General features: G+C 58.9%; 8 protein-coding genes. 4 read left to right on the top strand and 4 right to left on the bottom strand.

Translation table 11 applies throughout. The features are described 5' to 3' along the window. Positions 1-34 precede the first annotated feature (34 nt). A complete protein-coding gene (locus tag KGP25_RS18625) occupies positions 35-10123 on the bottom strand; it encodes a BapA/Bap/LapF family large adhesin (protein WP_223539462.1) in 10089 nt (3362 codons plus the stop codon). Positions 10124-10884: 761 nt separating this feature from the next. Between KGP25_RS18625 and KGP25_RS18620 the strand changes: the two genes are divergently transcribed. Genes KGP25_RS18620 through KGP25_RS18610 form a run of 3 tightly spaced genes read left to right on the top strand, consistent with a single transcriptional unit; the run spans position 10885 to position 12738 of the window. Next, positions 10885-11412 (top strand): tetratricopeptide repeat protein, encoded by a 528-nt coding sequence (locus KGP25_RS18620; protein WP_023294382.1) that lies wholly within the window; start codon positions 10885-10887, stop codon positions 11410-11412. After that, positions 11393-11950 (top strand): sigma-70 family RNA polymerase sigma factor, encoded by a 558-nt coding sequence (locus KGP25_RS18615; protein ID WP_223539461.1) that lies wholly within the window; start codon positions 11393-11395, stop codon positions 11948-11950. The genes KGP25_RS18620 and KGP25_RS18615 overlap by 20 nt, the downstream gene beginning before the upstream one ends. After that, complete coding sequence (locus KGP25_RS18610; RefSeq protein ID WP_223539460.1) at positions 11947-12738, top strand: hypothetical protein; 792 nt, start codon at positions 11947-11949, stop codon at positions 12736-12738. Before KGP25_RS18615 ends, KGP25_RS18610 begins: the two co-directional genes overlap by 4 nt. Here KGP25_RS18610 and KGP25_RS18605 read toward each other — a convergent pair. Beyond that, a complete protein-coding gene (locus tag KGP25_RS18605) occupies positions 12730-13290 on the bottom strand; it encodes a YceI family protein (protein WP_223539459.1) in 561 nt (186 codons plus the stop codon). The two genes, KGP25_RS18610 and KGP25_RS18605, sit on opposite strands and share 9 nt — an antisense overlap. Positions 13291-13395: 105 nt before the next feature. Beyond that, a complete protein-coding gene (locus tag KGP25_RS18600) occupies positions 13396-13752 on the bottom strand; it encodes a hypothetical protein (RefSeq protein WP_023333137.1) in 357 nt (118 codons plus the stop codon). 402 nt (positions 13753-14154) lie between these two features. On the opposite strand from KGP25_RS18600, the gene KGP25_RS18595 reads away from it, so the two are divergent. Then, positions 14155-14469, top strand: a complete 315-nt coding sequence (locus KGP25_RS18595) for a hypothetical protein (RefSeq protein WP_045909269.1) — start codon at positions 14155-14157, stop codon at positions 14467-14469. On the opposite strand, the gene KGP25_RS18590 is transcribed toward KGP25_RS18595, so the two are convergent. Further along, the gene (locus KGP25_RS18590) at positions 14447-15250 is read right to left on the bottom strand and encodes a DUF4225 domain-containing protein (RefSeq protein ID WP_048226669.1); all 804 of its coding nucleotides are present in this window, start codon (positions 15248-15250) and stop codon (positions 14447-14449) included. The two genes, KGP25_RS18595 and KGP25_RS18590, sit on opposite strands and share 23 nt — an antisense overlap. Between the last annotated feature and the right edge of the window lie 122 nt (positions 15251-15372).

The raw sequence follows: 15372 nt of genomic DNA, 5'->3' as shown, positions 1-15372 counted from the left end.
CGCTGTGCGCCCGGGTCATCTCTTGCAGGTGCTATCAGGTAATGATGTGTTGCTGGTTAACGAGCTCGTCGTACGTGGTCTGAACGTTATCAAGCGTAACGAGTGCAGTATTAGTGTAGGTGGACCCTGCACCATCACGGTCGATGGAGATCACGGTATTGCCATTACTATTAGTAACATGGAGATAATTTCCGAGCGTTGAGGCGCTACCGTTCCAGCCCACCAGCAGATCGCCGATGTCGATTTTGTCCCCCTGCGCCAGCGAGAAGTTGGTCCAGTGATCGCCGGTGCTGTTCCCCGCCGTGGCGTTGCCTGCGGTGCTGTTCAGCACCTGGTAAATCAGCGTATCGCCGTAGGCCGTACCGGTAATGACGTCGTTATGTTCAGAGCTGATGAACTGCGGCGCCATATTGATGGTCAGCGTGGCGCTGTCCGTTTTCCCGTTGGCATCGGTCAGGGTGTAGTTGAAGATCTCCTTTGAGGTGATGGATGAGAGTGACACCCCGGTATTGAGGGTGTAGGTATAGTGGCCGTCCGCGCCAATCGCCAGCGTGCCGTAATGGCCGACCACGTTCACCATGGTGCTGCCGGTATACGGATCCAGCGTGGTGGTCACGCCGTTGTACCCGGTAATGCTTACGCGGGTGTCCACCGAGTGCAGCTGATCCATCGCCCCGGCGGAGTCCGTGCCGTCGAAGATGTTGCCGTTAACGAAGTGCCCACTGGTCGCGTCGAACTGGCTGAGCGAGTAGGTGGTTCCGTTCACGCTTGGGGTAATGGTGATGGTGCCCACGCTCAGCCCCGGTACGCTGCCGGTATAACTCAGCGTATAGGTCCCGGCGCTCAGGTCCAGCCCGCTCAGCGGGACGTCGATACTGCCGCTGAGCAGCGAACCGCCGCTAAAGGAGCCGTTACGGATCACCCCACTGGCGTCGCTGATCGCCCAGTTCACCGTCAGTCCGCCCAGCGCCAGCAGCGAGGAGACGCTAAAGTGCAGCGACGCGTTATGCAGCGCGGTGTTTGGATCCACCACAAAGGTGCCGCTTCCGCTGCCCTGGGTGGACGAGAGCAGTGCCGTCGTCCATTGGGCGCTGCCCACGGTGGTATCGGAGTATGTCGACGTGTGGTGTACCGAGGTCACGTCCATCGCGGCACTGACGTCGTTAACCGCATCCATCGCCCGCGCGGTTGGGGTGATGTTAAGCGTCGCGGTATCTTTCGACCCGTCTGGCGCAGTGATGGTGTAGACAAACGTATCCGGGGTGCTGATATGGTCCGCACCCATGCCACTCTTCAGGGTATAGGTGTACTGGCCGGACGAATCGATTGTCAGCGTGCCGTATTCCCCCTGAATGGTGGTGGTGCCGCTGCTGTTGACCGCCACACCGTTCACTTCCGAGACTACCGTTCCTGCCGGAACCGGGTCATTGGTCAGCACGTCGCCCGTGGTCGTTTCGCTGATACTCGCCACGCTGTAGACATGATCCTGCAGGACGCTCAGCGTGTAGGCCGTCAGGGCGGTTATCCCGGACGCGGTATTCAGCAGGAACAGGTACTCCCCGGCAGGCAGGTTCAGCGTTAGCTGCGGTGACGTTCCTCCCAGCAGCGGCGCGCGCAGCCAGCCCGACTCGACGCGGACCTGCTCGAAGGTCTGGGTCGCGTTGTTGAACTTATAGACGTACAGATCGAACACCGACGCCAGCGCCACGCCGCCCACGGAGGCCTGGATGGTCATGGTGCGGGTCGTGCCTTCCTCCACGTTGTAGATGATCGGGTTGGTCATATCGTCCAGCAGGTTAAGCCCCAGCGTGCTGCCGAGATTAATGCCCACCAGGGTAAAGCCGCCCTGAGAGGAGGTGCCGTTATTAATCTCACTTACGGTGGTGTCAAAGGTCAGCGAGGCCGTGTCGTCCACCGCCACAATGCCGTTGAGTACCGTACCGGCACCCAGAGACAGCACCAGGTTCGCCGACGCGCTGACGCCGTTATGGGTGATGGTGTAGGTGAAGCTCTCCGTCCGGCCAATGACCGCGGCGCTGGTGTCGGTCAGGTTGTAGGTGTAGCTGCCGTCGCGGTTGATGGTCAGCGTACCGTATTTGCCCTGGATCACCGTGCCGTCGGCGTTCACGCTGGTGGTCACGCCCTGCGCGTTAGTAACCGTGGAAATGGTGGTTCCGGCCGGGGCATTGTCGCTGCCGGCGGTCGGGTCCGTATCGAGGATCACGTTGCCGTTGAGGCTGGTATCGCCCGTGACCGTACCCGGACCGGTCTCTTTCACCGCCACGTCGAGGCTGGTGTAGGAGCCGGTCGCCAGCAGGTTGGTGTTATAGCTGAGTACGCGGTAGTTGCCGTCGGCCAGCCCGGTCAGGTTCAGCGAGACGCCGGTAGCGCCGAGGGTCAGGAGATCGGCAAACTGCGGCTGGCCGGTATCCACCACAGTAGTCCAGACACCGTTGACGTAGTGCTGCACCACCAGCTCAAGGGTATTGAGCAGAGAGAGCACCGCCCCTGTGGCGTTGGCGTTTACCACGATGTCCGCGCTGCCGCCGTTGCCCACCGTGAAGTTCACCTGCGCGGTGTCATTACCGATCAGCGTCAGGACGTTGCCCACGGCGCCGACCAGCAGGAAGCCGTAGTCGCTGTACTGGCTGTTGGTCACGGTGGCGGTGGTACTGAGATCCAGCTCTTCGACGTTATTGCTGGCGGAGAGCGGCACCACCGGCGCGAGGGCTGAACCCGGTTGCGAGGTGTTGCCCGCGACGTCGGTAGCGGTGATCTGCAGCGTCTGGCCTTCGATCTGCTTGTTCGTGAAGGTGTAGCTGTAGGTGCCGTTGCTGCCCGCAATGGCGGTCACCGTTGAGCCGTCCGCAAGGCGGATTGTGACGGTACTGCCCGCCTCCGCGCTCCCGGTCAGGACGCTACCGTCGGCGTTGAAGGTCCCGGTCGGTGCCGTTGGCGCGGTCGTATCGACGATAATCGTCGTCACGGCTGACGCCACGCTGGTGTTGCCCGCCGCATCGGTGGCCGTGGCGGTGAAGTTATGCGTGCCCTGCGTCAGCGTGGTGGTGGTTTGTGGCAGGGTCCAGTTGCCGCTGCCATCGGCGGTGACCGTGCCTACCAGCGTGATGCCGTCGTAGATCCGAACCGTGGCATTCGCTTCGGCGGTCCCGCTCAGCGTTGGGCGGGTGTCGTTAGTCGGGTTCGTACCGGTCACGGGGCCGGTGACGCTGCCGACATCATCAATGACTGAACTGATGACAGGCGCGGCTGGCGGGAGGGTATCGACGTTAATCACATATCCGGCGGTGGGCGCGCTGGCGTTGCCCACCGCATCGGTGGCGGTAAAGGTCAACGTGTGCGCGCCGTTGCTCAGCGCCGGAGATGGCGTAAAGCTCCACGCGCCGCCGGTCGCCGTCACGCTGCCGATCTGGACCCCGTTATCAAAGATTTTCACCGTGGACCCCGCTTCTGCCGTGCCGCTGAGCGTCGGCTGCGCGTCGTTGGTGAACCCACCGTTGGCAACCGGCGTCGCCGCGTTGCCCACGTCATCCAGAATACTGGTCAGCACCGGCAGCGCAGGCGGCGTGGTGTCGACGGTGAGGCTGAAGCTGGCCGACGACACGCTGGTGTTGCCTGCCGCATCCGTGGCCTGCGCGGTGAAGTTGTGCGGGCCACTCGCCAGCGTGGTGGTGAGCAAGATACTCCAGCTCCCGCTGCCGTCCGCGGTGCCCGTTCCGACCAGGGTGGTTCCCTCATAGATCTTCACGGTGGCAAACGGTTCGCTGGTTCCAACAAGCCGCGGTACGGTGTCGTCGGTCGTCTGCCCGGACGTGAGCGGTCCGGTGAGGCTGCCTACGTCGTCTATCGCCTGGCTGATAACCGGCGCGTTCGGTGCCGTGGTATCGACAATCAGGGTAAAGTTTGGCGACGCCGGGCTGACGTTGCCCGCTGCATCGGTGACCGTGGCGGTCCAGGTGTGGCTGCCGCTGGACAGCGGCGTTGACGGCGTAAAGCTCCAGTTGCCGCTGCCGTCCGCCAGCACGGTGCCGACCGGCTGTCCGTTTTCATATACGGTGACCGTGGCGTTGGCGCTGGCGGTGCCGTTCAGTGTCGGCGTGGTGTCGTCGGTGCTCTGCCCGGAGGAGAGCGGGGTTTGAATACTGCCCACGTTGTCACCCGCGGTCGAGATGACCGGAGCCGACGGCACGCCCGTATCCACCGTCAGGTTAAACGGTGCCGTTGTGGTGCCGGTGTTGCCTGCCGCATCGGTAGCGTTGAAGGTGATCGTATGGGACCCGTCGCCCAGATCGGTGCCCGGGGTGAAGGTCCAGTTGCCCTGGGCATTCACCACCGCCGTACCTATTTCGCTCCCGTCGACAATCACGTGCACTGTGGCACCGACGTCGCCCGTGCCGTTGAAGGTCGGACGCGCGTCGTTAGTGCTGTTGCCCGACGTGAGCGTCCCGGTGACCGGACCGACATCGTCAACCACGCTGGTGACTACCGGTACGCCAGGGGCTGCGGTATCCACGGTAAAGGCGAAGACCGATGAGTTAGCCGAGGCATTGCCTGCCGCATCCGTTGCATAGACGCGAAGGGCGTAGCTGCCGTCGCCCAGCGGCGTGGTCGGGGTAAAGGACCAGTTCCCGCTTCCGTCAACGGTTGCAGTACCAATCTGCGTCCCGTTGTTCATGATGTGAACAGTGCTGCCTGCCTGTCCGGTGCCGCTAATTGTAGGGGTGTTGTCGTTGGTCACCTGCCCGCTGGTGAGGTTGCCCTGGACGCCGCCTGGGACGTTGTCATTTACCGTATCCAGCGTTGGAACCGTCGGTGCCGTCAGGTCAATCACCACGCTCCAGGGCGCGGAGACCGCGCTGAGGTTGCCCTGCGGGTCGGTCGCCTGGACGGTGAAGCTGTGCGAGCCTTCGCCGAGGGCGGTATCAGGGGTAAACGTCCATGCGCCGGTACTGTCAGCTGTCACTACGGCAATCTGCGTGCCGCCGTCGAAAAGGGTCACCACGCTGTTTGCGTCCGCTGTCCCCGAAAGGGTTGGCGTGGCGTCGTTGGTGAGACCACCGCTGACCACCGTGGTGGCGGCATTGCCCACATTATCCGTGACGTTGGTGATGACCGGCGTGGCGGAAACGGAATCCACCACGACGGTGAAGCCCGCCGAAGGACCGCTCTGGTTTCCCGCCGGATCGGTCTCGCGGATGGTCAGGACGTGATTGCCCTCTGCCAGGACAGGCGTGGTGTAGCTCCAGGTGCCGGTGATGCCGACCTCTGCGGTCCCCAGTAACACGCCGTTGTTGTAGATGGAGATAGTATCACCCACCGCACCGGTGCCGGTGAGGGTCGGCTGGTTGTCATTGGTGGTCTGGCCGCTGGTCAGCGGGCCGGTGCCCGGACCAACATCGTCAATCACGGCGCCGATGGTCGGCGTGCCCGGCGCGGTAAGGTCAACGGTGACGCTGGCCGCCGGAGAGCGACCGCTGGTCTGACCGTTGAGGGTCGCGGTCACCTCAAAGGTGTGCAGCCCTTCGCCAAGCGCGGCTGGCGTATAGCTCCAGTTGCCGCTGCCGTCGGCGGTGACCGTCGTCAATGGCGTCGCGCTACCGTCCAGATAGATAGCGATCTGGCTCCCCGCCTGAGCCGTACCGGTGAGGGTCGGGGTGGTGTCGTTGGTGGTTTTGCCTTTCACGTCGCCAATGATTGGGTCGACGTCATCGTTGATCGCCGTGATGACGGGTACATCAGGAAGATTCGGAAGCGTACCGGTGACGTTATAAGTTGCATCAACGCTGATACGTCCGGAAGCATCGGTCGCGGTCACGGTCAGTGTCGCGCCATCCTGCGGGGCCGGGCTGACCGCAATGGAGAAACTGCCGCCGGTCGCCACCCCGGTACCAATGACGTTACCGCCACTATCCTTAACGGTGATGAGTGCGCCTGCTTCGGCGGTACCGGTCAGCGGTGTACCTTCTGGAGCAAGGCTAAGATTGCCCGGGGCGGTTGGGTCCTGGGTATCCACCGTCACGCTCAGTGACGCTGAACCGTTTGACGGATTGCCAGCCTGATCGACTGACGAGACAGTAAAGGTATGCGAACCATCCTGGAGTGTTGTGCCTGCGGTCCAGCTCCAGCTACCGTCCGACTGGATCGTGACCGGCACCCCTGACGGGATACCGTCGACGGAGACAATCACGGTGGTGCCGGGTTCGCTTGTCCCGGTAAGGGTCGGCGTGCCGTCGCGGGTGTAGAGCACGTTGTTGGTGAGCTGGCTGTCTGAGACGGCACTGATCTGCGGGATCCCTGGCGCAACGGTATCGAGCGTGACGGTAAAGACCGAACTCGGCGCGCTGACGTTGCCCGCTGTGTCCACGCCCGCCACGGTAATGTTCAGCGGGCCGTCCGTTTGCACTGGAAGCGTCAGGCTCCATTCTCCGTTCACCACCGCGACACGGCCCAGCTCGACGCCGTTGTTGTAGACGATCACCGTCTCACCGTTAACGCCGGTTCCGCCCACTATCGGCGTGGTATCCGTGATGTAGCCCCCGTTCGGTTCACCGCCCACGGCGCTGATCGCTGGCGTAGCCGGTGCCACGGTATCCACGGTGATCGCGATCGCCGGGGAAGCGTCAGAGACGTTGCCCGCTTCATCGGTGGCGGTGGCGGTATAGACGTGGCTGCCCTCCGCAATATTACTGTCAGGGCGCCAGCTCCAGTTGCCGTTGCTGTCTACCGTGACGGTACCAACGATAGTTGGCGTGCCGCCGTTGACCGTGTCAGTGATGTTGATAACGTCGTTCGGCGTACCGGTGCCGCTCAGCACCGGGCGCGGATCGTTGGTGGTGCCGCCATTGGGGACGGGGCCGGTGATCTGGGTGACGCTGTCGGTGACGATCGGTGCCGCAGGCGTAGCTGGCGGGTCGGTGTCAATGGTGATGGTGACCGGCTGCGACGGGGCGCTTTCGTTGCCCGTGCCGTCCACGTTGGTGACGGTCAGGGTGATGTCATAGGTGCCGCCAGCCAGGGGAGATGGAGGCGTCCAGTTCCAGTTGCCGGTATTGTCCACGACAGCGTCGCCGATTTTGACGCCGTTGTTGTAGATCGTCACGGTATCACCCGGATTGCCGGTACCGCTCAGGGTCGGCGTGGTGTCGCGGGTGATTTCGCCCGGGTTCAGCGGCGTTGCTGTGCCGTCAGGATTGACGGTAATGGCCGGGATATCCGGCGTGGCAGGCGCAACGGTATCCACCGTCAGTTCAAATGGCGTTGAGATGGTGGTATTGCCCGCGGCGTCCGTGGCGTGCACCGTCAGGGAATGCGGACCGTCGGTAAGCGGGGTCACGGGCGTGAAGCTCCAGCCGCCGCTGCCGTTGAGGATGGCGGTGCCAAGCAGAGTCGTGCCGTCATAGACGGTGATCACCGTGTCTGCAGGGGCGGTGCCCTGCAGCAGGGGGCGAGTGTCATCCGTGGTATCGCCGCTGTTGAGCGAACCCTGTACGCCGCCAACATCGTCGGTCACGGTGGCGATGGTGGCCGCCGCTGGCGCAGTGATATCGACGTTCAGGGTGAAGTCGTCTGACGGCTGGCTGGTGTTACCCGCCGCGTCGGTGGCGATGACGCTAAAGGTATGAGGACCTTCGCCAAGCGGCGTGGTAAGGGTATAGGTCCAGGTGCCGCTGCCGTCGATCAGAATCGTAGTGAGATCGCCGCCATCCAGGCGAATAGTGACGGTTGAACCCGGTTCAGCCGTGCCGTTGAGCGTTGGCGTGGTGTCGTTGGTGCTGTCGTTAGGGTTGAGCGCGCCGAGGCGCTCCGGCACATCATCGAGCACCTGGGTAATGACCGGCGCCGCAGGCGCGACGCTGTCAACCGTCAGGGTCCAGGTGTTGGAGATGGGGCTGGGGTTGCCTGCCGCATCGGTTGCGACGGCGGTCAGGGCGTGGGGGCCTTCACCGATTGAGGAGGAAGGGGTAAAGCTCCATACGCCGAGGCCATTGGCAACGGTTGTACCAATTTCAACACCGTCCACGCGCAGGCTGATCGTCGCGTTTGCTTCAGCGGTACCGCTGAGCGTCGGGGTGGCGTCGTTGGTGGTCCCGTTCAAGTCGATCGCGCCGGTCTGCCCTGGGATATCGTTTGCAACCTGTAAAATCACCGGGGCGGTTGGCGCCGTCCCGTCAACGTTAATTGTCCACGCATTTGATATCCCGCTCGGGTTACCGGCGGGATCCGTCGCCTTCGCGGTCAGCACCCAGGTGCCGTCGGTCAGCGGTGTGGGCGGCGTAAAGCTCCACTGGCCGGAGGAGGGAACAACCACCGTACCGAGGGCATCACTGCCGTTATAAATCGTGATGGTCGAGCCTGCCTCGCCCGTGCCGTTCAGGGTCGGTGCCCGGTCGTTGGTCAGCCCATTCTGGGCCACGGGGCCGGTGGTGGCCTGCACGTCATCAATCACCGACAGGATGACCGGGGTCTGCGGCGGGGTAATATCCGGTGCCGCCGCGGAGGTGGTTGGACTGGTGTTGCCCGCCGTGTCGGTGGCGTCAGCGGTCAGGATTTCGCCGTTGATCCTCGGCGGGCTCAGCGTCAGGCTGAAGTTCCCCTGGCTATCAACAACCACTGTGCCAAGAGTGAAATCGCCTTCACGGATGGTCACCGTGCTGCCTGCTTCTCCGATACCGCTGATGGTACCGCCATCATTCGACACCACGAGGTTTCCTGGGGCAGACGGCGGCGTGGTGTCCACGGTAAAGGTGATGGGTTCAGAGGCCGTACTCTGGTTTCCGGCGGCATCGGTTTCAGTGACGGTGATCGAATGCGTACCGTCCGGAAGCGGGCCCCCTGGGGTAACGCTCCAGGTACCGTTAGGTAGCACCGTCGTTGTGCCAATCGCCACGCCGTTATCGTAAATAGTGATGGTTCCACCGGGTTCGCCCGTTCCCGCCAGAATCGGCTGCGAGGCATCGGTAGGCACGCCCGACGTGATTGTTCCTCGGATAATGCCCGTATCGTCGAGCAGCACAATCGCGGTGGGTGCTGTCGGAGGGGTGAGATCGACGGTGAGGGTGAATACCGGTGAGGCTGGTCCGGTGTTGCCGGCGGCGTCGGTTGCCCGTACGGTAATCTGGTGGGTGCTTTCATTCAGGTCGACGGACGGGGTGAATGTCCATGTGCCATTGCTGGCGACGACCGCGGTGCCAATGGCTATTCCGCCGTCATAAATCGTCACGGTGGAGCCCGCTTCGGCGGTGCCGGAGAGTTGCGGCCGCTGATCGTTGGTGCTGCCGCCGTTGGTCACCGTCCCCGTCTGAGGGGCGATATCGTCGATTACGCTGCCAATCGTTGGTGCATCGGGTGCGGTGAGATCCGGTGCGGTGACGCTTGAACCCTGGCTGGTATTCCCGGCGCTATCCGTTGCGGTGGCAGTTACCTGCTCGCCGTTGGTCAACGGTGTCCCGAGGGAGACGCTAAAGTTGCCGTCGCTGCCCGTTTTTCCTGTACCAATGACGTTGCCGTTCGCGTCTTTCAGCGTGATGGTGCTGCCGGGTTCGGCGGAACCGGTGACGGTTTTACCGTCTGACGAGAAACGAAGGCTGGATGGCGCATTCGGCGGTGTCGTATCCGGATCGGCGGGGTCGACCGGGGTGTTGGGGTTGGTGCTGTTGTTATTACCGTCATCGCCACCACCACCTCCTCCGCCAGTACTTGCCGCGGCCGCGATACCGCCCGCAGCCGCAATACCGCCCAGAGCCCACGGCCAGATGGCGGCGCCACCGGCATCACTTCCTGACGCTGCAAGCAGCACATCCGTGGACGCGATAGATTCGTACGTGGCGGCACCAGCCGGATCTTCAATCCACCATAACGCGCCGTTGCTGTCCTGCAGAACCAGTTGGCTCACGCCCTGCGCATCCGCGACGTAGAAATTTTTAAGGGTGATCACTTCGCCGGAGTGCAGTGTCACCAGCAGGTCGTTACCGCTTCGCGCGAAGTGGGAGACGCTCGCTCGCTCGACGTGAAGCTCAACGACAGAGGAATGGTTCAGCGTAACCTGTGTACCTTCCAGGGTCGTTTCTACGCCAGTAAGTTTTGAAATAACAGAGATTTGGCTCATTTTGTTATTACTCCAGCAGAAGTGTCATGAACGGCGAGCAAGACGAGCCATCTCTGCTGAAGGTAAAGGGCGCCCCCGGCGCAGTTGCTGTTATAAAGCAGCTCACACCGTAGAATTCAGCGCGCACGATGCCCGCCATGCGTCAGAGTGGCAACATCAGAGCGAATCTAATGACTTATGAAAAAACGTTTTAATGGGTGTTTTGTATTTTATAAAACCCTGTAATTAATAGAGGAATTGGTTTCTGGAATATAAAAATGATATAGACAGAAAATGCGTGTTGTGCAAATTAAGCTTTCGTAAATAAAGGTGGAAACAATGAAGGGGGCATTAATTTATTGATGTGTTTTATAATTCATATTTGTTATCTTTTTGTTTTTGAATGATTTTTATTTAATGTGATGACTCTGTTATTTAACGTTTACGACCCAGTATGATAATTGGTAGGGAGCATTTTAAATAACATGTTAAGCGTTATTGTTTAAGCGGGCTTAACGTGTGTTTAAGTTAGGGTAACGTTTTTGATGTAAGATATATTATGTCATTGAGGTAATGAAATATATTCTTGTACAGGGTTAAAACTCTGCTATCACGCATAAGCAATAATAACGGGCAAGCAAAGAGAAAATAAGCTGATTTATTTCCTTTCCGACTGAGGCACGGGCAGGACTTCAGGACAGCAAAAAATTCACCGAAGAATGAATAAAAATCGTCAGCCGGACGTTTACTGACGTCACTCCCCACTTACCCTGGAGTTTTGTATGAACACGACCTCGTTTCGTTTGATCCCGGTGCTGATTTTTTCCCTGCTGTCTCCACTGGCGCTGGCCATGGGCAATAATAGTACCGAGAGCAAAACGCCTGATTGTCCTTCCGGACAGGTGTATGACAGCGCCACGCAGAAATGCGTGCCGGACAAGAGCAGCAGCCTCAGCGACCAGGACAAAACCAACTACGCGTACCATCTCGCGAAGAAAGGGGAGTACCAGGCGGCGCTGAATCTGCTTGATTCGCTGAAAAATGGCAATACGGCTGAAGCGTGGAACTATCGCGGGTTCGCCACGCGCAAATTGGGCCGCACGGACGAAGGGATTGGTTACTACCAGCGCGCGCTGGCTATCGCGCCGGATTATGCCAAAGCCCGGGAGTATCTCGGTGAAGCGTGGATGGTGAAAGGACGTCCCGACCTCGCGAAAGAACAGCTGAAGGTGATTGCCGGTATCTGTGGCCAGTCCTGCGAGGAGTACCGTGACCTGCAGGCCGCCATCAATGGACATCCGGAATCCTGATTATCTCGTGGAGGGAAAACCCATCGCAACCCCTGAGGTTCGTCAACAGCTCGCCGCACTCCTGCCGCGTCTCTGGCGCTATGGGCTGGTGCTGTCGCGAAACAGGGATATCGCCGAAGAGCTGGTTCAGTCCACCTGCGTGCGTGCGCTTGAAAGAAGCAGCCAGTATACGCCTGGCACGCGCATCGACAGGTGGCTGTTCGCGATCCTGCACTCCATCTGGATCTCTGAGCTTCGGGCACGACACGTTCGCCAGGGGCAGGGATTTGTTCCCAGCGACGAGCTGCTGGCACCGGACACCCACGAACAGAATGAGACGCGTCTGCATTACCTTCAGGTAATGCAGCGCGTTAACGCGCTGCCTGAAGCCCAGCGCAACGCGGTATTTTTGGTTTATGTCGAAGGCTTTACCTACCAGGAGGCGGCGGAGACCCTGGCGGTGCCGATCGGTACCGTGATGAGCCGGCTGGCGACGGCGCGGGCTCGGCTTGCCAGATCCGCTGACGCACTCCCTCCGGTAAAGGAGAACCGCTCTTGAACGCGCACCGTTTTACACCGCCCTATAACGACGACGCCATCGTGGCCTGGATAGATGGCGAGATGTGTCGCGCCGACGCGCAGCAGTTTGAAGAACAGTTAAAGCGTGACGAACGCCTCGCCGGGCGAACCGATGAACTGATGAAAAGCAGCCAGGATTACGCCGGGGCGTTTGCTTCCCTGCTGGATGACGCGCCTCTTGAGACGATGCAGGCGCGTCTTGCGGCACTTCCCGACCCGCAGTCCGCCACGCCGACTGGCGTCAGCCGACGGGCGCTGATCGCCGCCTCGGTCAGTTTCTTGCTGGTCGGCTCCGGGCTGGGCTACCTGCTGCGGCCTGCTGCTGGCCCAGAGGATGAGAACGCCCATATCCGCGACCTCGAAGCGCAATATATGTCCCTGTACAGCGTCGAGACGCTGCTGGATATGGACAGCGCAACGCCGGTTCTGCAGCGCGGGCTGGAACGGGCCGGGCAGGACATCGGCATGACGCTAAACCTGTCGCAGCTTACCCTGCAGGGGGCAGAGCTTAAAATGGTGCGCATGCTACGCTATGAAACGACGTCTATCGCGCAGATTGCCTGGATCAACGCCGACTACGGCCCGATGGCCCTCTGTATTTCGCCTGTTGATGAGAAGGCGACGGCCTCGCTCCAACAGGAGCAGCGGCACAGCATGAACCTGGCGTGGTGGCTGGAGGCGGGCTACCAGTTTGTCCTGATTGGCCGCAACCCGCCGTCCTATCTGCGGGAACACGCGGAGCAGCTACAGCGCCTGATCTCAGGGTGACGGCACCTTGTTCGTCTGAATCGCAATGGCGATGGCAATACGATCGTCCACGACCAGGGCAAACTTATCCATCCCATAGGACGCGCGCGAGATCGCCGTGGTGGCGTCCAGCGTGGGGGCCTGCGCATGCGGGTCTTTCACCACGGCCTCCAGGATCACCGGCCGGGCAATGTTTCGTACGGTCAGCGTGCCGAACACCCTGAATCGTCCGCCGCCCTGGGCGACCACGCGAGAGCTGATGAACTCGATGGTCGGGTAGTGCTCCGCATCAAAAAACATGTCGCTTTTTAATTGCCAGGTGAGCAGCTTGTTTGAGGCCACCAGGGTGTCCACAGGAATGGTGACGTGGATGTGGTCGTCAACGTCGTTATCCGGATTGAGCGTCACGGCACCCGTTACGCCGCTGAACGTTGCCCAGGATAGGATGCCGCCGAAGGCATGCCACGAGAGCCGAATGGCGGTGTTATCGGTATCGATAAGGTAGCTTTTCGGGGCAGCATGCAGGGAAGGGCACAACAGCAGAACGGTCAGAAAGGCCAAAAGGCGGTACATAGTGGTTTCTCCGATAAGTGCGCACTGCGTAAACGCCTGAGGTGCTAATTATATTCGAAGAAATAAAAAAGGCCGCAAGCGCGACCTTTTCGTGAGTATAACGACTTACTCAGTGACTTTCTTTTCCAGCTCGCTGGCACCCTCTTTGGTTTTGTTCCAGCCTTTCTCAGCGCCTTCTTTGGTGGCATCCCACCCTTTCTCGGTGCCTTCTTTGGTTTTATGCCAGGCTTTCTGGGAATCTTCGCTGACCTTGCTGCCCAGGCTCTCGCTCTTGCCTTCCGCAGCATGCTTCTGTTTCAGCTTCAGCTCTTCACCTTTGTTCTGCTCTTCGTGCAGTTTTTGCTTCGCCTCGTTGGCGTTTGCGTTCGCCGCCGCGACGGTATCGTCAGTTGCATGTGTGGTCGCAGCAAATACTGGGGAAGCCAGCAGAACGGCAGATAATGCGATAATTGTTTTTTTCATAATATCCTCATTTAACGTTATCGGTTATGAGCGTGATTCAGCATGGCACAGGCGAAACGGGATGGCTTTAGGAAAAAACTGTAATGAGATCAACATGCCCTGATGAGAGGTATTTCGCCTGAGGATTATCCAAAGGATAAAACGCCTATTTCCGCGAGGGCGGCGAGCGTCAGAAGAATGAATATGATGACGGTTATGGGTCTGTACATGGTGGCGTTCCTTCCGGGTTAAGCGGCTATTCCGTAGCGCGGGGTGGTGTGGGTAATTTTGCACAGGAGGGAGGAAGAGGGTGTTGATATTTGTCAATGTCATGGGGTTAACAATACAACTACTGGCCCGTAGGTCGGTTTTTTTTTGCAAAGATCACGGTATACTTGCTCTGATTAGAAGGAGAGGAATGTCATGGCGATAACAGAAGAAGCGTTGCTTAGGTCGGGTTTCACAAAAGAAGAGCTGCAAAAGCTTAAACGTTATGTGGATACTCAGCATTCGACGCTGGATATTTTGCTTCCTGCGCTTTCAAATCGGTTTAAAGGGACAATCATTCTTTCCGTCGTACTTACGGTTCTGTTCATCCTGGCGGTATGCTTTGCTTCCCGAGAAAATATCATCTCATCAGGCATTGCTGTAGTGTTTATCTTTGGTATCTTCTGTTGGATGACTCCCCTCAAATTAACGTATAAAGCCTGGCGTTTTAAGCAGGATTATTATCAATAGACAGCAAGTCAAAAACAATTTTTGCGTTTATGCCATATCCGATGATTTTCATGGTGAGTTTTGGCCGACTCATAGAGTCCATTTTTCTGTAAAAATCTGAGCGCATAAAATAAAAAAGACGCCAGGAACCCGGTTTGCGAAGTAAGCCGAATACGCTGTACGCATTTGCAGCAAGGCTTACCGTTTTATACGCAGCCAGACCAGTCTCACCGCGAAATCCCATAAACTCTGCAACCGACATTGCTGTGTCAGCAACAAATCCCTGCGAATCAGGTTTGTTCAGTAATTGATTATTCACTTCTCTGGATACGGTATTAGCCGCATCAATCACCAGTGTGGCACCTAACAACACACCGACAGGCGTCATCGAGCTCGCAAGGAGTAATCCACCTGCGGCTTGTAACCCAGCAAAAACAACCTGTACAGCGGAAATGACATAGCCAACAATTTTATTGTTTTCCTTAATGAACTCAACCCTTGCATAAAGCTGCGCTGCTTTCGTTCTGAGCAGGCGATCTTGTTCAAGAAGATTTTCGTTCTCTGCCCTGAGATTTTTTATATAGGAAATCCCTTCTTCGTCGGATGTCGCTCTGCGGGCAAGAGAAAATTGCTCAGTGATAAAAGACTTAATGTCTTCCATAAACTGAATTCTGGTGAGCCCATCTTTGAGATGGTCAGCAGCTACCCTATTTGCGGTATTAATGAGTTTACGTGCTTCCAGATTAATCATGGTCGCTGACCATGCGTTTGTCTGTTGTCCTGTAAGCAGTGAAATGTCCATATATATCCTCATGAACGCGTTATGCCAGCACCGGCCAAAAGCATATAACAATGTTTACTCGTTTGCATATGTTCTTGCAGAGCAAGGGCTACGCAGAGGGCCGTGTCATAATCTCATAAGGA

The organism is Enterobacter sp. JBIWA003 (assembly GCF_019968825.1).
Taxonomy (GTDB): Bacteria; Pseudomonadota; Gammaproteobacteria; order Enterobacterales; family Enterobacteriaceae; genus Enterobacter; species Enterobacter quasiroggenkampii.
The sequence above is the reverse complement of the archived record's forward strand: the minus strand, read 5'-3'. Positions and strand labels throughout refer to the sequence as shown.

Bases quoted from the DNA above. Each gene is read 5' to 3' on its own strand.
- KGP25_RS18620 (WP_023294382.1), top strand. From the start codon at position 10,885: ATGAACACGACCTCGTTTCGTTTGATCCCGGTGCTGATTTTTTCCCTG.
- KGP25_RS18600 (WP_023333137.1), bottom strand. From the start codon at position 13,752: ATGAAAAAAACAATTATCGCATTATCTGCCGTTCTGCTGGCTTCCCCA.
- KGP25_RS18615 (WP_223539461.1), top strand. From the start codon at position 11,393: ATGGACATCCGGAATCCTGATTATCTCGTGGAGGGAAAACCCATCGCA.
- KGP25_RS18605 (WP_223539459.1), bottom strand. From the start codon at position 13,290: ATGTACCGCCTTTTGGCCTTTCTGACCGTTCTGCTGTTGTGCCCTTCC.
- KGP25_RS18595 (WP_045909269.1), top strand. From the start codon at position 14,155: ATGGCGATAACAGAAGAAGCGTTGCTTAGGTCGGGTTTCACAAAAGAA.
- KGP25_RS18590 (WP_048226669.1), bottom strand. From the start codon at position 15,250: ATGGACATTTCACTGCTTACAGGACAACAGACAAACGCATGGTCAGCG.
- KGP25_RS18625 (WP_223539462.1), bottom strand. From the start codon at position 10,123: ATGAGCCAAATCTCTGTTATTTCAAAACTTACTGGCGTAGAAACGACC.